Source organism: Sporosarcina saromensis, from assembly GCF_054901285.1.
In genome coordinates this window covers 558,219-577,790 of the sequence record NZ_CM142738.1, presented here as the reverse complement: position 1 = coordinate 577,790, position 19,572 = coordinate 558,219, and the positions used below count along the sequence as shown (strand labels likewise).

Here is a 19,572-nt window from a genome sequence, read left to right as displayed (position 1 = left end):
GCTAAACTTTTTTAATTTCATCTACGTTTCATATTGCCAATGTAAATTAGCAATGTCGACAGAAAGAACTAGAGAGGAGAAAAAAATATGAGAAGACAGTTTGGACTAAATGCTCTTTTAATTGGGGGGATACTTATACTGACCGGTTGCGGGATGACGAAGGAAAAAGTAGACCAAGAAAGGATAACGGAGCTAGAAAAAGAAGTAGCTGAAAATGGAAAGGCGGTTGAAATAGAAGAGGAAGATAAGGATAAAAGTAGATCTGAAATTCAACAGGTTGAAAATACTAAATACCAATCAATTGTATGGATTGGAGAAGCAGGAAAAAAAGAACACGGTACAGGGTTTTTGATCGGTAATAGTAAAATCCTGACGAATAGGCATGTCGTAGATTCTGTCGAGGAAAATAAGATGATTGTCCGTGTAAAAAATGATTCTGGTGAGACGATTGATTATAAAGTGAAAAAGGTCACGCCTTCTCCAATTGAAGAAATAGATTTGGCCATCATTGAAGTAAGTCCGACTGAGGATGGACAAACAATCGATGACAATCTTGAACATTTCGAGCTTGCTTCACTGGAGGACATAAAGAAAGTCAAAGTAGGAGATGCCGTCAACACAATCGGCTATCCAGGTGATAAGAAAGACGGAACATTATGGGATAGTAAAGGGAAAGTTTTAATGTTTTTAGGCGAAAATTACCTAGCATACGATGCCTTCATTACACATGGCAATTCGGGATCTCCTTTATTTAATGAGGATGGTAAAGTTATTGGCTTATCGAATGCGAGCAATGATGGAGCCGACGGTGAGATTATGGGTTTCGGCTTTTTGCTGACAGACGAGATATATACATTTATTGAAAATAATAGATGATGTTCTTTTCAAGCTGCGCTTAGAGAGAAGGGGATTCATATAATAAATTAAATGTGATTGGATCGTATCTATCCCAATCACATTTAATTATTTGCAGGCGCCTCAAACCGGTCTCCGGGAACAGGAACGACTTTATCCCCATTTCTCACAACATACATACTATCTACACCTGTTCCTAGCTGGATGGCCGATGCATCTATTCCGCCCGGCATCCACCTATTCTCAATGATCCCTTTATGTTTTGTATGATAAAAGCTTATTCTGTCATTTTCCTTAAGTCTTATTAAAAAAATGATCGGGCATCTATTCTGATTTTCCTTCTACCGTGACATCTTATCTTATTTTTAATTCATCGCTCAGGTAAAATCGGTAAACTACCAAGTGTCCACCGATTCCAGCGTGCATCATAGGCTTTCGGTTCTTTTAATTCGACAAGATGCCCAATCCCCCATGTAATGATGGCACCTTGGGGAAACAATTGGAAACGAAATACCTGCGATTTGTTGATAGCGTTCCACGTTGTCCGCGAGATAGGCAAACTCATTGTTAGTAATGAATTGTGTATCGGTTCGCGGGTAAGTGACAAGTTTCTTCTCATATAAGCCTTGTACTATCTTTAGTACATTGGCAGGACTGTATCTCCATCTCCTATTTGCAACAGCTTGAAGCGTCGAAAGAGCATGTAATTTAGGTGATTTAGTACGCTTTTCTTTCTTCGTTACTGATTTTACAAACCCTTCATTGTGTTCCATGATGTTATGCTGTTGCAATAATTGAAGAACTTCCTCTTTTTTATCGCTTTTGATTTTTGCCTTGCCTTTATACGTCCCATTTTTAGCTGTGAAATTCCCCTCAATCTCATAAAAAGGGGTGGAAACAAAGTTCTCTATTTCTTTTTGCCGTTGGTAAATGAGATAAACCGTTGGAGATTGTACTCGTACAATCGAAAGACTTTCATTGAACCCTTTTTGTTGCAGTAGTAGGGTATAAAGTCTGCTCCCATTCATACCGACGAGCCAGTCGCTGATTTGTCGTGTTTTCGCTTCATAATAGAGTAAAAGATCTTTTTTATTATCTTGAAGGTTCTTAAATCCTTTTCGCACTTCCTCAACTTCCAATGAGTTAATCCAAAGTCGTTTAATTGTCTTGTTTTTTGCACCGGTCATGTAGGAAATGGAATAGAAAATATTAGATCCTTCACGGTCACAATCGCAGGCGTTCAAAATTGTATTTACGGTAGGTTCATTGAACAACCGTTTAATAAAATTGAACTGGACTCGCTTGTCGTAGGAAACCTTATACTCGTACTTAGCGGGTAAAATAGGCAAAGATTCTAAGCTCCATGAAGCCCATTCTTTTCGATACTCTTTTGGCTCTTTCAATTCAACTAAATGTCCGATCCCCCAGGTAATGGTAGCACCGTTAGGAAACGTACTGCATGGATTCAGTTCAATATGTGTTTTATGACGGGATTTTACTGAAAAAGCGTCAGCATATGCTTTTGCTTGAGATGGTTTTTCAGCCAAAATTGCTATATTTGTCATTGGTATCACCTTTTCAAAACGTTTGATATTAGACAGATTCGTTATGCTTAAAAAGTTTAATCTTTATTAATATCTATACGAACTAGCTTTCGTATTTAATTCTATCATAATAAAGGGTGCGGATTAAAATTGTTAATGAAAGAATAATAGTATTATCTAATCTATACGAGTCATGATGACTTTCCAAAGTATTAATAATTAAAAATTTGATAATAACAACTATATATTGTATGTTAATTTACACAGGCATACAATATAGTGTGTTTTGGAGGGGGTTGGGAAAATGTAGGAGTTGTTCTACTATAGATTTACTTGGATTTTATTGTAAAGTTTTAAACAGTTTTGAAACAAACGTTGTTGCGGGAGAAAGAAAAAACTATGAATAATCCCTGAGTATCAAAGAGAATATTCATAGCTCCTAAATTCACAGAAGCGACAACTTCTGTCTGCTCACATCGCTTCACCAAAAGCGAGATGAAATAAATAATTAATAATTTAAAATGTATCATATGAAAGACGGCTATACAAGAATACATTTGGATAAAGGGATGCCAATTTAAAGTCGTAAGACCAGTGTGAGCAGTGGTTCTTATTTAAAAATCTTGAAGAAAAGGGAAACTACTATTGACTCAACCGACAGTAAAAGAACAGACGCTATTAGAAAAGATGATTGAACAGCTTGACCTACCAAAATCCGTTGAAGAAAAGGTGCGACAACGATACTATTCACTTGGAGAATGGTTCAATCGAGAAGAGAGTACATTAAAAGATGTTGTTATTTCTGTGCAAGGTTCATTTGGACAAGGTACTACTATAAAACCGTTGCAAGAAGGAGAAGAATATGATTTAGATATGAGTTGCAAAGTAAATATCTTCGATTTTAAAGAAAAGCATACACAAAAAGAACTTTTGCAGATGGTGAAAGACGAACTCGAATTGTATCGTAAGAAAGTGGGTATTCATCATAAAATTGAAGAAAAAAGGCGTTGTTTACGCTTATATTACAAAGATGAAGTGCCGTTTCACTTAGATTTTGTGCCTTGTATTCCTTTAGGAAAAGAAAAGGAAAATGAATACCGTTCAAATTTAATAAAATCTTATCAAGAGGATGAACAATTTGCTTCCGACTTAGCTATATATGCAGTAAATATTCCCGATAAAGAGAAGGAAAATTATAATGTAATTTCGGACCAGTGGCACATTAGTAATCAACAAGGATACTTATTATGGTTTCAAAATAAGATGGCGCCGGATAAACAAGACCTTCGGAAAGCGAGTATTGAAACCATCCCAGAGTATAAACAAAAATCTGTATTGCAGCGCTGTATTCAATTACTAAAACGTCATAGGGACACTATGTTTGCCAATGAAATAGTAAAAGAAAGTAAGCCTATTTCTATTATCATTACTACTTTGGCAGCTAAAGCCTATAAAGGTGAGCAATGTATTGAAGAAGCACTTATAAATATTTTGAATACGATGTCTCAGTATATTAATCCTGTTATTCCTAGAATTTCCAACCCTGTAAAACCCGAAGAAGACTTTACGGATCGCTGGGATGACCCTAAGTTTGCATATTTGAAATTAGAAAGGAATTTCTATTTATGGTTAGAACAAGCCAAATTGGACTTCACAAAACTAATTAACGAGCAGCGCTCTAAAGAACTAAGTTACGTGTTAGAGAAAGGTTTTGGATTAAATTTCAGTGAAGAAACGTTACAAAGTAAATTTGGTTATAAAAAATCTTTGATTCAGCAACATGAAGTTAGGACACCTTCGGCTCGACCGTGGAGAAGTCTATAATGTTTAGGTATGTAGAAAGTTTCATCCAACATTACCCTACGTTTAGGATGAAACTTACAACAGGAAACGAACTAGTTTTAGAAGGGAAGTATGAGGGATTGCTAGTTAACAAGCAATACGGGGATATCCAAGTCGATTTTGAACTGGAAATTCAAATTCCAGTGGAATACCCTAACTCATTACCAAAAGTCTTTGAAACATCGAATAAAGTGGAAAGAATTCCTGAAAATCATGTGAATTATGATGGCTCCCTTTGTTTGGGTGCCCCTATTCGATTAAAGATGACAATGAGAAAAAATCCAAGTCTAATTTATTTTTTTGAAAACTGTATACTTCCTTATTTATATGCAGTATCTTTGAAGATTTATAAGGGTGAATCTTTTGTTTTTGGAGAACTAGCACATGGAAAACTAGGTTTAATAGAAGACTTTAAAAATCTATTTAATTTATCAGAAGAGAAGAAAGTTTATCATATGCTGTTTTTGCTAGGTACAAGCAAAAGGGAAGCGAATCGTTTACTCTGTCCTTGCGGATGCAAAAAACGCGTTTCAACCTGTAGGTTCTTTAAGAATGTACAGCAAATGCGCAAGCTATTACCACGAAGTGAATGGGAAGAGCAGTATACATTGATAAAACGGGGGTACTAAAATGATTAATAAATGGAAAGTTATTATACAGTATATTTTAGTGTTAATTCCCCTTTTAGGTTCAATTGTATTACCCATTGATCTGTTGTGGGGGATAGTGAGTATTAAATTAGGCGACTTAACTGATATGAAGCAAATGATATATGGGGTTGTATCTTACAAAAAGCTTGTTTCTTTAGGGTTGGGCTTCATTCTTACTGTAATGGTATTTGGCTTTCTAAGGCATATTAACAAGAACAAAACTTTTAATACAGGTAGTGATTATTTTGATTACCCTATGAGATATTTTGTTTTGGCAGGTCGTAGAGGATTAGGCTACAAGGAAATAACATTAGTCAGAGTCCCGTTATATATGCAATTTAAACTTTTATTCAATGATGTATTTGATTGCATGATTTCTGATACACATCCTACTAGGACGGATAAAATTAAAGTGGTGACACTTAATCTTGATAATGAATCGGATGAGATTAACTTTATATTATCTGATACGTATCAAATTCAGTTAGATGACTTACCTATTGAAAAAAGGTCGTTACCAACAGTTTTAATAGAACGTGGCACTAGTTTTTCAGGAGTTAGAACATATAACCAAGAGTTTACGGCTGTCGTCAGAGAACAAACAAATAATTACCGATTACAATATAATCGTGTAAATATCTTTGCAACTACCAATACCCAACACACAAAAGAAATAGTATTAGGGTCCTTTAAAAATGGTGGTCGAACAGGTTTTAATGAAATATATGTATATGAACAAAATTCAAAGGATTATAAGTTTAGCAAAGCTCATGCGATTCAATGACTTAATAATCCTGTGACTAAGACCTTTTATTAATCATTAGTTGTTGGAGGCTTTAAATGAACTACAAAGAAATAAAAGAGTTATATAGTAGGGCAACCCTTAAGAGATTAAGTAGGATTCCTAAAAAATTTTACAAGCTAAATTTGACTTTATTAACTTTTGAAATGTTGAGGGGTATTAGATTCGAAAGCGTTTATTTTTTTTTAAATGAATGTAGAAATATCTTGCTTTTTCCAATGGAATATACTGATCAAAATGAATTCTTAAGCTTTAAATCAGCTTGCTTAACTAAAATTAATGATTTAATACCTGACGGAAAAGAGCAGGAGGATTTCATAAATGAGGTTATCCAATTAACAAGAAAAATCTTTGAACAGTCATCTCAGAATAAAAAAGTACTATTACGAGTTTCAGAATTGGAACAAACTTTTAAAGTAGGAAATTATTTTAGAAAGGTTTTTAGAAATGTTGAAGACAACAATTTGCGTCCACACGTATGGGTAGATATAGATTTATCTCGTGGAATAACGCCTACTTATCCCGATCTGTTAACTTACGGAGATTTAATAAATTTATGGGGGATGTATCTAGATAAAATCAAACAGGAAAAAGATTATTCGAATAAATTTAACGAACCATATAATAGGATTCATAAGCAATTGAACTATGATTTACTAACGCTTAGGAAGTATTTAAATATAAGTGCAATCACCTTCGTGGAGGCATACTTATACCATGTTTTTTATGATGTGAAGAAGAGTAATTATTCGTTGGAAACTGAATCGGTAAGAAGATTCATGGAAAATATGAAGGTCGAAGATGAACAAGTTATTAAACAATTGATTATTCCCGAGTTTTGCCACGATAATGAAGAAAATACTAAGGAGATTAGCAGGTTATTTGAAGAGTACGATGATTTGAATAAGAAAAGAAATCGTTTTATTCATGCTTCTGCATTCGACCAGAATGGAGAATCACATTTATTGCCTTTGCTTAATATCGGCCATGAAGAAATCATACAAGCATTAAATATATGTACCGATCTTGTAAGGGCTGTTGAGAATATATTACCAAGTGAGCTTAAAATATTATTTTGGTGGGGAACGATTACTCATCCTGATTATACAAATGAAGAGAAAGGAAACTTTATTATAAGGAAAGGGGTCTAAGGGGCCATGGGGTGGGAATGAGATGATGATACCTAGAAAAGTTAATTAATTTGAAAGGTACTCCGTGACATTACCGACTATTGTTACATGATTTACCAAAAGGGTAACGTTTAAATCTTTGAAAGATTAACAGGCCAAATACCTATTTATTTCTAGCGGGGAATTTGGCTTTTGTCCTTCAAAAGTTGCGCCTTTTACTAATGGATTGCAGGCCTATAAAACAATGTTCGATGAGGAACAATTAATCTTTACATTTTTTTAGGATTGATTATAGATATGTCTAACCTACGGGCAAGAATTCTAGCACCCTTATCATGTGAGGCAAAAACTAGTTTTGAACCTTCCTCAACTTTAGTTAGTAAATCCGAAATAATTTGTTCATCAGCTGTTGAGTATTTTATATCTCTTGTGTTTTCACGTACCAAAAATAAACGATTGTAATTCCGATACTTTTCGATGATGACGAAGCCCTTTTGCGCCTTATATCTGGTTGTACTATCAACGTTGTTCTTTAATCCCTCTAATTCACGGAAAACAACAGGATGCAATACTTTGTTGGGTATAGTAATTTAATAATGAACATTCGAATTGTACAATAATTATAACATTTAATTAGTTAAATGTTATGGAATAACGGTATGATAAAAAAGTTCACGTATTTGTCGATATTATACTCTTAGTAGATATATATATCCCTCACTAATTGTTTTCCAATTTTAAAAGGTCAAAAGTTTACTTAGAGTAGAAAAGTAATCCATTAAATGGAATTTTGGTAAATTCACTTTACAAGCGTGAAGTTTCAAATAGTTATTTTAAATGATAAACTTGTCCTCACTAACAAAAATGGAGGATTAATTCATATGATTTACTGGGCAAGTGTTGAAATAAATGACGGATGGAAATATAGCGATATTATTGATGCTGATTCTAAAGAAGAGGCAAAGAATTTATTTTCTATCAGTAGTGCCTTCGATATCTTAGAAAGTTTAAGGGGGGAAGAACTTTTAAATGAATTTAATAAGAAGTATCTCGTGGATTTCAATTTAGACAAGTTTTTTAAAGATAAAATAGACCTTAAGGATCTATTCAAAAAATGGTCGTATGGAAAAAACATAGCTATTGATTGCCCAAAAACCATCGAGCTAATTGATTATATTTTAAAAAAGGAATACGAAATAGAATGCTATGAACCCTTGGTTATCAGTAAAGAAAAGACACTTCACACCTATGAAACTTTTGCAAAACGTATCTCGGAACTACAAGAAGAAAAACAAAGAAGAAAAACAAAGAAGAAAAAATCCCGGAAAACTAGTATATACCGTCAACAATAAATTTGAACTGAAAATAGAAGAACGTAAAAAGTCAGAAAAGTGATACCGTGGAAAGAAAACCGAGTTTATTGCTTAAAATAATAGAGCTGTGCCTCTGTATTTGGGGTAGCTCCATTGAATTATTATTTGATTAACAATCTGTATTGCTAAGGACAAAATTCATATTTAATAAGAGTAAAGAGACGATTATCTACACCTAATTGTCTCTTTATTTTGTGGTTAGATTGCACATAAATCATAGGTGTTTATAGCTTTATGTGCACCTAAAAGGTAATGTGCACGTAAAATTATTAATAAGGATCTAGGTAACGCATGAATAAGGATAATTATTTATATTATGTGCAAAAACATTTATGGAGATATATCGCAGTCACAAGCATTGATAACCGTATCCGTCCCCTTAATGAGCTTCTTCACAACTTGAAACTGCTTAAACTTTCCCTTTGCCACCTGAAACTCATAACGGTCCGGCAAAATCGGTAAGCTGCCGAGCGACCAACGTTTCCAAGCAGGGTTATACGTATGAGGCTCTTTCAATTCAACGAGGTGGCCGACACCCCATGTAATATAAGCCCCTTCTGGGAATATCGGACACGCTTGAATTTCCATATATCCTTCAAATTTACGCACCGAAAAAGCGTCTGCATACGCTTTCGCCTGGGAAGGTTTTTCAGCTAGAATAACTGGTTTCATGGGAGCACCTCGATTGATCTGTAGTACGTTCGTTCTGTTGGATTTATTATCTCATATTTTGGGGGCGGTTGCTATGTAAGGAAGATAGCTGTATTAATTACCTTCTAGCAAAACAATATTAATGATATACTTGTAGTCGCAGCTACATTTCTAGCGGATGGGCGGTGGCACTCCCTTTGTGAAAGGGGGTGTTTACATGGTGACTTACGAAGCAATGGACATGCTATTACAATTTGGAATGTTCCTCGCTATGATGGCAACAGCTATCGTTGCAATAATTGCTCTCTACACCAATAGAAAAAAGTAACCATCCTCCGCTATTGGCATAGGTGAGATAGTTACTTTTTCTTGTTAACATTCTTATTTCTAGCCAACCGCTCTGCAAGCGGATGTAAGTTGCAATTGACTGGGTGTTCGCGCATCCAGTCTTTTTTAGTATATGTTCATTATAAGTAATAATATACAGTTTATCAACTGGAGAGCTTGTTCTGTTTTAAGTCTATATCGCGCAGTCTGCTAATTATATAATGAATTTGTGCTCCCTATTTTTGTTATTGCGATATTATATAACTGTAGATATAAAACTGTTAACAAGAGATCACCATAGTATAATATGAGTAAATGGGTTGGCTTATGATGAAGCGAAATTTATCTGAAGAGGACCCAATAAACACAGCCTGACATTTAATGAGTCATGCGAACGTTTCTACACACATCTGCGATAAAAACTTCTTAATCAGCGATAATCATCACATTTTCTGCTATTTGCTTTTGGTCAGTAGAATTTGGGTTTTCGACTAAGTCAAAAGAAACCCGTTGACCTTGTATAAGATATCTAAATCCATTATTGAAAGCTTCATTATCAGGAGAAATCGCGCTGAAGTGAACAAAAACGTGATTCCCATCTTCCCCGTCAAGCATAATGCGACCATAGCCTTTATCTTCTTTATACCACTTAACAATTCCCTCTCGTTTCATATCAATTCGTCCTTCCTTTGCTGTTCAACGAGTTGACCCATAGCTGTTTGATATTCTGACTGAGTGTGCGCCAGTTACATCGGAGCACCTCAATTGATCTGTAGTACGTTCGTTCTGTTGGATTGATTATCTCACATTTTGGGGTGGGTTGCTATGTAAGGAAGATGTAGAGGATGATTTCTAATAGTAGTATTAATTAGCTTCTAGCAAAACATTATGAATGATATAATCGTAGATAGCTAAATTTATAGTGAATGGTGCATAATGAACAGGGATAGACCCCTGACTTCAATAAAACCCATACATAATTTTTTCGGAAAATTTTAATATTAGGGAAGTGAATTGTGGGATCGTTTACTATAGAGTTTCATTTATGATGAAAGGAGGACATTGGATGCATGGAATTGAACGAGGCAATACTATTGATGATGACCCACTTACTACCAATTTTATTTTTGACCTATATGGCAACGGATATTCTTCTTCGCAATAAAAGAAAAACAGAACACATTTTACTAAGCCTTATTGCCGTTTGCTTTATATTATTATTCGTAGAAGAGTATGTGAGAAATCAGGTTCCGATAGAGTATAGCCCTATTCTATCTGCTCTTTGGCTAAGTAGTGTAGGTACAATTATTCCTGGTTTATGTTTTCACTTTCTTATCAAATTTACAGGTCTTTATACGAAGTGGCCTCGTTTTCTGTATCCGTACATCTTTTATGTACCTCTGATTTTTGTTATTTTAAATATTTTCACTGGTGCTAACTTGACTTATACACAAGACTTTTTTGAAGTGGGAATATGGAAATATCCAATTTACAATATGAACTATTACATTGTCATGACCATTGGTACGATCATAGATTTTCTCTACTTAATCCCTTTAGTAATTGCAAAATATAGGACGAAACTTGAAGAACAACGGGCAATCTACCAACAACTGATCGTCGGGGTTTGGGTAGCAATTATATTAAATATTGTATTGGGCTTTATAAATTACGAAAACATGCTGCCGCCCTATTCCTATATATACGCCGGTATCGTTTGGTGCTATTTTCTACGCCGGATAATGAAACAACATGATTTTCTTAATTTGTACGATAAACGATATGAAAAATTGTTTCATTTAAATCCAAATGCTATTTTGCTTCTAGACTTTAAAGGAATTATTCATGATGCAAATCCTGCAGCAACACAATTGCTTGCTAACTTGAATCTTCGACAAGAGCAACTATTTGCTTTACTAGACGATCAGTTAAAAGAACAGCTTTTAAGCGAAAAAGAAATTAAAGATTATGCGCTGAGTATTTCAAATAATGATGTCGAAGTTTTATTGCTCGTCAATGCAGATTATATACTGGTGGACAATCAGATGCATATTCTATTAATCTTCCAGGATGTGACGTTGCAAAAACAATATCAAAGGGAGATCGAATTTCTTGCTTACCATGATGCCTTAACGCGCTTACCAAATCGGCGGTTGTTTACTAAACAACTAGAAGCAGCAATGGAAACATGTCGAAATGAACAGCAATCACTTACATTACTTTTGATAGATATCGATAATTTCAAAAGGTTAAATGATACGTATGGTCATCAAGTAGGGGATGAACTGCTTCAAGTTACCGCACAAATATTGCAAGATGCGGTAAAGGATACAGGAGATGTTGCACGTTTAGGCGGGATGAATTTGTTCTTTTCCTACGAGAGGTACATTCCAAACAGCTAACAAGTCAGTTTATCGAACAATTACAATCAACATTTTCACAATATATAACGACAACCCATCCTGATGTACCTGTTGCGCTTAGCATTGGCATCAGTCAATTTCCTGAAGATGGTGAGGATGAACAAACACTTATGCATCATGCGGACCAAGTGATGTATGTCGCAAAACGAAGTAATAAATTGGAGGTTGCCAGGTAAAGGGGAACACAAGAATAGCTTACCGAATGGGGAAACACATTCAGTAAGCTATTTTTGTTTGAATGCCTGCAACCCAAACCTTTTAAATTGATTTTTTTACCATCATACAGTGAAATTTCTTCTTTATAATAGAAATTAAGATTCGGAAAAATTATCAGAAAGCTAATTTACTGTTAAGGAGGTGAAGTTCATTGGTGAAAATCACGAAAAAATGGCGTGTAGGATCAATGGTTGTTGCTGTTCTTTTATTTGCGTTACTACTTACAGGCTTTCGATTACAGTGGATTAATACGTTTAACGAAACAGGAGATCAGCCAATTATTGAGAATGGGGTGCTTGATTTACGTGAGTGGGATTTTTCGGATGGAAAAGTCCTATCACTGAATGGCGAGTGGGGGTTCTCCCCTTATGAACACATTACAACAATACCGAGGGCAAGCGATAATGTGACAGAACGTTATATACAAACACCGGGAGATTGGTCAGAAGTATTGAATCCAGGAGACCATAGTCCGTATGGGTATGGCTCTTATCATCTACGCATTTTAGTTAATCCTGATCAAAACCAAACATATGGAATGCAGGTTCCAAGCATTCGTAGTTCCTCCGCCTTGTATATTAATGGATTATTTTCGGGGAAATCGGGAGAGGTTGCAGACAATGAAGAAGATGCCCATGCACTAAATGTTCCATATGTATCGTCTTCTATTCGGGCGGATGAAGAGGGTGTTATAGAGATTGTTTTACAGGCAACAAACTTCGTGGACCCCCGTTCAAGTGGACTCGTTCGTTCAATTAAATTCGGTTACGAAGAGAACATCTTATCAGATGTAAAACTATCGACGCTGTTACAAGTGATTACCGCAGTTGTTTTTATCATTCATGCTTTATTTGCTTGTATATTATTTGTAATTGGTATTAGAGATCGTCGTCTTCTTTACTTTGCTTTAATGTTACTTGTAAGTTCTGTTTCGAATTTGATGGGTGGCGACGAAAAAGTATTATTTCACTATATCGAGATGGATTACACAGGTTCTTTTAAAATGTCTTTTTCACTGTTAATACTATTTGGTTTAGCGATGATCCATTGTGTGAAGCCGCAAATTCAATCTTTAGTCAAACCATTTGTAACAATCTACACGGTAGTTAGTATAGGTGTTATTGTAATTGTTATGATTTTACCGCTAGATTTGCTGGATTTTGCGTCAACGTTTAGTTTTTCGTACGTGATTTTATCAGCAGCCATCTCAGCGTTAGCTCTACTCATTACAAAGAAAGAATATACCGGTGGAATATGGTTAGCGCTGTCAAGTATTGCTTTAGCGAGTCATATTGGTTGGTGGGCCTATTCGTTAAATACAGGTTTAAAGGTAGTTTACTATCCATTCGATCTAATTATTGCAGTTATTTGTTTTGCGGGTGTTTGGTTTAAGCAATATCATCAAATGTTTATGAATACGAATCAGTTAGCAGCAGAACTTCAACGTGTGGATAAAATAAAAGACACATTTCTGGCGAATACATCCCACGAATTAAGGAATCCATTACATAGCATTTTAAATATATCCGAAGCAATTCTTGAGAGAGAACAGTCCACATTGCAAGGAAGAAGTGTTAAAGATTTAGGAGCCGTTATATCAGTCAGTCGTCAGATGTCGGTAATGGTCGATGATTTACTTGATATGACCCATTTAAAAGAAGGAAATCCAAAGATAGATCTTGGACTTTGTTCACTTCAAGCCGTTACTGTAGGCGTCGTTGATATGCTGGAATATATGGTTGAGGGAAAACCAGTACAAATAGTGAATAAGATACCGATAGATTTTCCTTTGATTTTGGCAGATGAAAAGCGACTCATTCAAATTGTCTTTAACTTGCTCCATAATGCCATTAAATTTACAAACCATGGCGTCATTACCATACAAGCGTGTATGCAAGAAGGTCAGGCACAAATCTCAATCGCAGATACAGGGATTGGGATGGAAAAAGAGGTTCTAAAGCATATTTTTGAACCCTATACGCAGGGAGCTAGCAGAGAAGATGGCGGGTTTGGTTTAGGCTTAAGCATTAGTCAGAAATTGGTTGAGTTGCATGGGAGTACATTACATGTTCAATCTGTTCTAGATGAAGGGACGATTTTTAGTTTTCAAATGCCTTTAGCGCATTCAGAAGCGATTCGTCAAATGCAGCCGCACGTACAATCGATGGAATATAGTAGTGAAAGTGAGATGAAGAAAACAAGTTTTGAGGATTCAATCATTCAAACGGAGACGGAAGTTGATGTTGAGCGACCTCGAATACTAGTTGTTGATGATGATCCGATTAATTTGCAAGTAATTGAGACGATGCTTGCGGCTAATAAATATAACGTGAAGACAGTTTTAAACGGCACCGAAGCACTTGCCTTACTAGAAGAAAAAGAATGGGACTTAGTGATTTCCGATGTGATGATGCCGATAATATCTGGATATGATTTAACAAAGCGCATTCGTGAACGTTTTTCACTAACGGAGCTTCCAATTTTGTTATTAACGGCGAGGAGTCAACCAAAAGACATTGAAAATGGTTTTTTGGCAGGTGCCAATGATTATGTCAAGAAACCCGTAGATGCATTGGAATTCAAATCAAGAGTTCAAGCGTTGGCGGGTGTAAAAAAAGCAATGCAGGAAAAACTCCAAATCGAAGCAGCTTGGCTCCAGGCACAAATTCAACCCCATTTCTTATTTAATGCTTTGAATACAATTATGGCATTAAGTGAGATTGATCTTGATCGAATGCAAAAGGTGTTAGAAGCATTTAGCCAGTTACTACGCGGGAAGTTCAAGTTTACTAATTTGAATGAACTTGCTCCACTTGAAGATGAACTGGAACTAGTCAGAGCCTATTTACTCATTGAAAAGGAAAGATTTGCAGATCGCTTACACATTAAATGGGAGGTAGACGATGATTTACAAGTCATTATTCCTTCACTAACGATACAACCACTCGTGGATAATGCGATTCATCACGGCATTATGAATCGTCCAGAAGGTGGGCAGTTAACGATATGTATTTCACAATTGGAAAATCATATAGAAATACGCGTGGAAGATGATGGAGTAGGTATGGAGAAATCGAAAGTAGAGGGGTTATTGAAGAAAACTGCTAGTCATAAATCAGGCATTGGTTTATTGAATACGGACCTTCGGTTAAAACATCAATTTGGTCAAGGGCTAAAAATTGAAAGCGTTAAAGATAAGGGGACAAAGGTATCCTTTATGGTTCCGAATGACATAGGGAAATAAATAATATTCAAATTTGAAAACACCTCTCGCTAAAAAGTGGGTAATACCCAGCATCTAGGCAGCGAAGAGGTGTTTTCTATCATCCTCCCACTAAATTGTATTGTCCGTGCTGGACTAGTTTGAAGTAGGTTTAGCAAGTCTATAGCATGAAAGCAACCGTTGACGAGTATTATCAAAGACTAAAACAAACAAATGTTCTATAATAATGGTAACTTGATAGGGAGGTACGTTGCGTGAGACCGATACTTAGCAAAGAGTTATACCCGCAAGATTTTCGCAATTATTATTGGTTAAAAGAAGAGCTGCAAACATTTTGTAGAGAGAATGGAATGCGTGTTTCTGGATCGAAAATGGAGCTTACGGAGAGAATTTCAGCCTTTTTGCAAACAGGAGAAATTCAAAGACCCATCCAGAAAGAAAAATCTCCTTCTAAGAAAGCGATGAATACCAATCTCAGTTTGGACACGATCATTTCGGATAACCACCGCTGTAGTCAAGCCGTACGAGCGTTTTTTCAATCAGTCATTCCGAACTTTCATTTCTCAACGTTTATTCAAAACTATTTTAGAGAAAACGCAGGGAAGACCTATTCGGACGTTGTCAACGCATGGCATGAAGAAGAAGAGCGAAAAAAAGACCCGGCGTATAAAAGGCAAATTGGTTCACAGTTTGAATACAACCAGTTCACTAGAGACTATTTTGCAGATCCCACTAACAAACATAAGAGTCGAGCAGATGCAATAGAAGCTTGGCATACAATTAAAAGGCTACCGGGGAGTAATAAGTATATTCCAGGGAATGAACAAGAAATATAGGAATAACATAAAGATAGATGGTTATTTTTGCGTTTAATAAAATAATGATTTTTATTGCTAAAACAGTTTAATTGTTAAAAATATAAACATTCACTTTCTGTAATTGTAGAGTGGCTTCACCATCACACCGAATAACTTTCAAAAATTTTATTAAAGTAGAGTCTACGTCTAACGTTTTGAACCATCAATTTAGTCTTAGAGGAAATTAAAAAAGGTACCACCCTACATATATAAGAGGTAGGTGGTACCTTTTTTACGCATTTAATTCCCCGCAGAGCGATCGTCTAAATACCGGTACAATGTGGATTTACTGATGCCTGTAGCTTCTTTGATCTCATAGAGTGAGTATTTTTTGCTGTCGTACATTGCAAACGCACGTTGTAGATTCTCATCGGATTTCCGAGGGCGGCCGATCAATTTGCCTTGTTCTTTTGCTTCTTGTAAGGCGAAGGTGGAAGAATGGCTTAAAAAGGTCGATTGGATGTTCATGAAAAATGTAGCACTCTGAAGGAAAGTGTGTTGCTGGATGGTGCGATTGGTCAGTTGCTCATCTAAGAAATGGATGGTGATTTGATCGCGTTCGGCGAGCCGTAATACGTCGAGTAGTTGTTGCAACGAATCGGCTAACGCTTCGACGTTTTGGAAATATAATTCATCCCCTTGTCGGACAGTCATGAATAACTGCTCAAGTGCAGTTCGTTTCTTCGCAAGTCCATGGGTTTCACGGTATTGGTGTTCAAGCGTGAGTCCTTTAAGCTGTTGTGTTCCTTGCTGATCTTGTACAATCGGTCGGCTGTATCCGTACTTCATTTTTTCACCTCGTTGTTCCCAAAACTATTCACTTATGGGACGACAAATGATATGCTAATAACATTCTACCACTAGGGAATTCTATTTGTAAGTTTAGTCATCATGAGAGGGGCACTTTTAGAATATGTATAGTTTAAAACAACAATGGTTTGGGAATGTTCGTGCTGACCTGTTGGCGGGTGTCGTTGTAGGACTGGCACTTATTCCTGAGGCATTGGCTTTTGCTTTTATCGTTGGCGTCGATCCGCGTGTTGCGTTATATGCTTCGTTTGCAATTGCCGTCATTACGTCATTTGTAGGCGGCAGACCAGGGTTAATTTCCGCGGCGACCGGGGCGATGGCTTTGGTGCTTGTCAGTTTAATGGCAGACCACGGTTTGGAATACGTATTGGCTGCGACAATTCTCACGGGGATCATTCAATTTATCCTTGGCGGGCTCGGTGTCGCGAACTTAATGCGCTTCATCCCGAACTCGGTCATGCTCGGGTTCGTAAATGCGCTAGGAATTATGATTTTCATGTCGCAAGTGCAATATTGGTTTGGATCGACAACTTCTGCATTTTTATTCGCAATGATTACACTGATTTTAGTGTATGCGATTCCGCGGTTTTTCACAGCTATTCCTGCGCCTTTAATCGCAATTGTCGTCATGACAGCGATTGCGCTTATGAGCGGTGTAAAGATGCAAACAATCGGTGACTTAGGGACGATGCCGAATTCGTTACCGACATTTTTCTTTCCTGACATCCCATTGAATTTAGAAACGTTGAAAATTATTTTACCGTATTCATTGGCATTATCGATTGTTGGTTTGTTGGAATCATTGCTTACTTCTCAAGTATTGGATGATATGACGGATACACCGAGTAACAAAAATCGGGAAGCGCGCGGACAAGGGATTGCGAATTTCATCACCGGATTTTTCGGTGGCATGGCAGGATGTGCGTTAATTGGCCAGTCCATCATTAATATCAAATCGGGTGGTCGTGGTCGATTATCGACATTGACCGCTGGTGTCTTCCTCATGTTCTTGATCATTGTTTTAGGAGATCTGGTGACGAAAATTCCGATGCCCGTTCTTGCAGGGGTCATGATCATGGTAAGTATGACAACGTTTAACTGGGGCTCATTTAAGTTTTTAAAACAAGCACCGAGAACGGAATCATTAGTTATGCTCATTACTGTCGTAATTATTTTGTACACGCATAACTTGGCAATCGGTGTCGTCGTCGGTGTCATCTTAAGTGCGTTATTCTTCGTAGCGAAAATTTCCCGTGTGACCGTAACGAATCATGAAGGGGAGTACAAAATTAAAGGACCGTTATTTTTTGCGTCCACGACGAAATTCATTCAGTCATTCGATAATGTGACGGAGCAGGACATCATCATTAATTTCGAAGATAGTCAGCTATGGGATGAATCGGCAGTCGGTGCAATTTTTAAAGTCGTTCAGAAGCTTGAAGAAAAAGGTGTGAACGTGAAGATTCAAGGGTTGAATGCTTCAAGTAAGCATTTATACGAAAAGTTACTGTAAAGTAAGTATAACGGTACATTGAGGGAGGAACCCACATGAAGATTGCTGTAGCGATTGATGGATCAGAGAACGCGTTACGTGCGGCAAAACATGCAATCCAACTTGCGCAATACGTTCCAAATGCACAGTTGGAAATCATTTATGTTGCAGATTATAACAAGGCGAAAGACGAACGGTTATTAGCACAAAGCCCTGAAAGTCTTTCGTTAAAACGGGAACAAAAAGTGCACCAAGTTTTAGATTTGGCGACAGAAGCAGGTGTGAAGGCTGATATTACCATGTTGAAGGGGACGCCAAGCCTTGAAATCATTAAATATGTGAATGAAAAAGACATTGACCAGCTTGTTATCGGCAGCCGTGGATTGAATACGTTTCAAGAAATGGTGCTCGGTAGCGTTAGCCACAAAGTGATGAAGCACGTGGACTGTCCAGTAACGGTTGTGAAGTAAGTGAAGAAGGTACTTGAAGGAGCAAGGGGCATAAAACAAGCCGCTTGAGTTCCTAACAAGTACCTTTTTGTGTATCTTTCTAATTGCTTCGCAAAAATATGGTAAGCCGTCTATTTCCCTAATCTGTTACAGAAATATTCATTAGATTATAAGTGTCTTCTAAAACAAAGTCAGTGAGATACCTGTTCTAGCTTTTTCTAAACAACGCAGTCCATAGAGCCGAAGTTCCAAAGCATTGCTGATCGTTTTCGAAATCTTTCATTCTCCGTATTTCAACAACTTCAAAACGATTAAAGATTGTTCGCAAGGATTCTTCAGTAAAGCCCAAGCCTCCTTGTAGACTACGCCTTCTATAAACCTCCCAATCCGTTATATCAGCCCCACCTAACTCACCACCTTTTACGAAACACGTAATGGCAAAGTAGCCACCGGGTTTTAAAGAATGAGAGAGTAAGTTAAGATAGCTCATTCTTCTATGTGGTGTTATATGATGAAAACAACCAGAATCGTAAATAATATCGTAGGCTTCTTCTTTAAGTTGTAGCTCGAAAATGTTTTTGTGAATGAAATTTACAGAGACCTCTTTTTCGATAGCGCGTTCTTCCGCCCACTGAAGAGATTCTTCAGATAAATCAACAGCGTCAACGGTGCATCCTTTTTCAGCAAAGTATAGAGCGTTTCTACCGGGGCCACAGCCAAGTTCAAGGACATTTCCAGGCTGGATGAATTGATTTTCAAAATAGGAAACTAAGTTCTCATCCGGTTTATTTACGAAAAAGGGGATTTTTTTATCACGGTCCTCATAAAATGCATTCCAAAAATCTGTAGGTTCTCTTAATAAAGAATCTAACATCTCTACGACATCATCGTAGCTACTAATTGTCTCATTCAACTAAATCCCTTCTTT

17 protein-coding genes and 1 pseudogene are annotated in these 19,572 nt (G+C 36.7%); 12 read left to right on the top strand and 6 right to left on the bottom strand.

The window, feature by feature from the left end:
* Positions 1-87 precede the first annotated feature (87 nt).
* On the top strand, positions 88-876 hold the full coding sequence (locus ACVHUV_RS02750; RefSeq protein WP_462086061.1) for a S1 family peptidase: 789 nt from the start codon (positions 88-90) through the stop codon (positions 874-876).
* A 404-nt stretch (positions 877-1,280) separates the two neighbouring features.
* On the opposite strand, the gene ACVHUV_RS02745 is transcribed toward ACVHUV_RS02750, so the two are convergent.
* On the bottom strand, positions 1,281-2,420 hold the full coding sequence (locus ACVHUV_RS02745; protein WP_462086060.1) for a DNA topoisomerase: 1,140 nt from the start codon (positions 2,418-2,420) through the stop codon (positions 1,281-1,283).
* Between the two features lie 624 nt (positions 2,421-3,044).
* On the opposite strand from ACVHUV_RS02745, the gene ACVHUV_RS02740 reads away from it, so the two are divergent.
* The 4 genes from ACVHUV_RS02740 to ACVHUV_RS02725 all read left to right on the top strand — a co-directional run bounded on the left by ACVHUV_RS02740 (position 3,045) and on the right by ACVHUV_RS02725 (position 6,844).
* Positions 3,045-4,223 carry a nucleotidyltransferase domain-containing protein gene (locus ACVHUV_RS02740; RefSeq protein ID WP_371391269.1) on the top strand — a complete coding sequence of 393 codons (1,179 nt, stop codon included), beginning with the start codon at positions 3,045-3,047 and terminating at the stop codon, positions 4,221-4,223.
* Between the two features lie 98 nt (positions 4,224-4,321).
* On the top strand, positions 4,322-4,870 hold the full coding sequence (locus ACVHUV_RS02735; RefSeq protein WP_371391270.1) for a hypothetical protein: 549 nt from the start codon (positions 4,322-4,324) through the stop codon (positions 4,868-4,870).
* A gap of 1 nt (position 4,871) precedes the next feature.
* Positions 4,872-5,675, top strand: a complete 804-nt coding sequence (locus ACVHUV_RS02730; RefSeq protein WP_371391272.1) for a hypothetical protein — start codon at positions 4,872-4,874, stop codon at positions 5,673-5,675.
* 56 nt (positions 5,676-5,731) lie between these two features.
* Complete coding sequence (locus ACVHUV_RS02725) at positions 5,732-6,844, top strand: hypothetical protein (RefSeq protein WP_462086059.1); 1,113 nt, start codon at positions 5,732-5,734, stop codon at positions 6,842-6,844.
* A 248-nt stretch (positions 6,845-7,092) separates the two neighbouring features.
* Here the strand turns inward: ACVHUV_RS02725 and ACVHUV_RS02720 are convergent, their stop codons facing one another.
* Positions 7,093-7,392 carry a PIN domain-containing protein gene (locus tag ACVHUV_RS02720; protein WP_371391274.1) on the bottom strand — a complete coding sequence of 100 codons (300 nt, stop codon included), beginning with the start codon at positions 7,390-7,392 and terminating at the stop codon, positions 7,093-7,095.
* Between the two features lie 312 nt (positions 7,393-7,704).
* Here ACVHUV_RS02720 and ACVHUV_RS02715 point away from each other — a divergent pair, with 312 nt between their 5' ends.
* Entirely contained in the window at positions 7,705-8,175 is a 471-nt protein-coding gene (locus ACVHUV_RS02715) for a hypothetical protein (RefSeq protein WP_371391275.1), read from the top strand.
* 351 nt (positions 8,176-8,526) lie between these two features.
* Here ACVHUV_RS02715 and ACVHUV_RS02710 read toward each other — a convergent pair whose 3' ends face one another.
* Complete coding sequence (locus ACVHUV_RS02710; protein WP_371391277.1) at positions 8,527-8,868, bottom strand: toprim domain-containing protein; 342 nt, start codon at positions 8,866-8,868, stop codon at positions 8,527-8,529.
* A gap of 196 nt (positions 8,869-9,064) precedes the next feature.
* Between ACVHUV_RS02710 and ACVHUV_RS02705 the strand changes: the two genes are divergently transcribed.
* The gene (locus ACVHUV_RS02705) at positions 9,065-9,175 is read left to right on the top strand and encodes a putative holin-like toxin (protein ID WP_462086058.1); all 111 of its coding nucleotides are present in this window, start codon (positions 9,065-9,067) and stop codon (positions 9,173-9,175) included.
* Positions 9,176-9,600: 425 nt separating this feature from the next.
* Here the strand turns inward: ACVHUV_RS02705 and ACVHUV_RS02700 are convergent, their stop codons facing one another.
* A complete protein-coding gene (locus ACVHUV_RS02700; RefSeq protein WP_371391278.1) occupies positions 9,601-9,846 on the bottom strand; it encodes a cold-shock protein in 246 nt (81 codons plus the stop codon).
* 398 nt (positions 9,847-10,244) lie between these two features.
* On the opposite strand from ACVHUV_RS02700, the pseudogene ACVHUV_RS02695 reads away from it, so the two are divergent.
* The 3 genes and pseudogenes from ACVHUV_RS02695 (at position 10,245) to ACVHUV_RS02685 (ending at position 15,872) form a co-directional block, all read left to right on the top strand.
* A pseudogene (locus ACVHUV_RS02695) lies at positions 10,245-11,773 on the top strand (histidine kinase N-terminal 7TM domain-containing diguanylate cyclase).
* A 194-nt stretch (positions 11,774-11,967) separates the two neighbouring features.
* On the top strand, positions 11,968-15,057 hold the full coding sequence (locus tag ACVHUV_RS02690; protein WP_462086844.1) for an ATP-binding response regulator: 3,090 nt from the start codon (positions 11,968-11,970) through the stop codon (positions 15,055-15,057).
* Between the two features lie 233 nt (positions 15,058-15,290).
* A complete protein-coding gene (locus ACVHUV_RS02685) occupies positions 15,291-15,872 on the top strand; it encodes a DUF6434 domain-containing protein (RefSeq protein ID WP_371391283.1) in 582 nt (193 codons plus the stop codon).
* A 261-nt stretch (positions 15,873-16,133) separates the two neighbouring features.
* Here ACVHUV_RS02685 and ACVHUV_RS02680 read toward each other — a convergent pair whose 3' ends face one another.
* Complete coding sequence (locus ACVHUV_RS02680) at positions 16,134-16,682, bottom strand: recombinase family protein (protein WP_371391284.1); 549 nt, start codon at positions 16,680-16,682, stop codon at positions 16,134-16,136.
* Between the two features lie 124 nt (positions 16,683-16,806).
* Between ACVHUV_RS02680 and ACVHUV_RS02675 the strand changes: the two genes are divergently transcribed.
* Positions 16,807-18,216, top strand: a complete 1,410-nt coding sequence (locus tag ACVHUV_RS02675) for a SulP family inorganic anion transporter (RefSeq protein ID WP_371391285.1) — start codon at positions 16,807-16,809, stop codon at positions 18,214-18,216.
* Positions 18,217-18,251: 35 nt separating this feature from the next.
* On the top strand, positions 18,252-18,665 hold the full coding sequence (locus tag ACVHUV_RS02670) for a universal stress protein (RefSeq protein ID WP_462086057.1): 414 nt from the start codon (positions 18,252-18,254) through the stop codon (positions 18,663-18,665).
* 187 nt (positions 18,666-18,852) lie between these two features.
* Here ACVHUV_RS02670 and ACVHUV_RS02665 read toward each other — a convergent pair whose 3' ends face one another.
* The gene (locus tag ACVHUV_RS02665; RefSeq protein WP_462086056.1) at positions 18,853-19,557 is read right to left on the bottom strand and encodes a class I SAM-dependent methyltransferase; all 705 of its coding nucleotides are present in this window, start codon (positions 19,555-19,557) and stop codon (positions 18,853-18,855) included.
* Positions 19,558-19,572 lie beyond the last annotated feature (15 nt).

Coding starts and splice junctions, on each gene's coding strand:
- ACVHUV_RS02750 (WP_462086061.1), top strand. CDS start 88: ATGAGAAGACAGTTTGGACTAAATGCTCTTTTAATTGGGGGGATACTT.
- ACVHUV_RS02745 (WP_462086060.1), bottom strand. CDS start 2,420: ATGACAAATATAGCAATTTTGGCTGAAAAACCATCTCAAGCAAAAGCA.
- ACVHUV_RS02730 (WP_371391272.1), top strand. CDS start 4,872: ATGATTAATAAATGGAAAGTTATTATACAGTATATTTTAGTGTTAATT.
- ACVHUV_RS02725 (WP_462086059.1), top strand. CDS start 5,732: ATGAACTACAAAGAAATAAAAGAGTTATATAGTAGGGCAACCCTTAAG.
- ACVHUV_RS02715 (WP_371391275.1), top strand. CDS start 7,705: ATGATTTACTGGGCAAGTGTTGAAATAAATGACGGATGGAAATATAGC.
- ACVHUV_RS02710 (WP_371391277.1), bottom strand. CDS start 8,868: ATGAAACCAGTTATTCTAGCTGAAAAACCTTCCCAGGCGAAAGCGTAT.
- ACVHUV_RS02705 (WP_462086058.1), top strand. CDS start 9,065: ATGGTGACTTACGAAGCAATGGACATGCTATTACAATTTGGAATGTTC.
- ACVHUV_RS02700 (WP_371391278.1), bottom strand. CDS start 9,846: ATGAAACGAGAGGGAATTGTTAAGTGGTATAAAGAAGATAAAGGCTAT.
- ACVHUV_RS02680 (WP_371391284.1), bottom strand. CDS start 16,682: ATGAAGTACGGATACAGCCGACCGATTGTACAAGATCAGCAAGGAACA.
- ACVHUV_RS02675 (WP_371391285.1), top strand. CDS start 16,807: ATGTATAGTTTAAAACAACAATGGTTTGGGAATGTTCGTGCTGACCTG.
- ACVHUV_RS02670 (WP_462086057.1), top strand. CDS start 18,252: ATGAAGATTGCTGTAGCGATTGATGGATCAGAGAACGCGTTACGTGCG.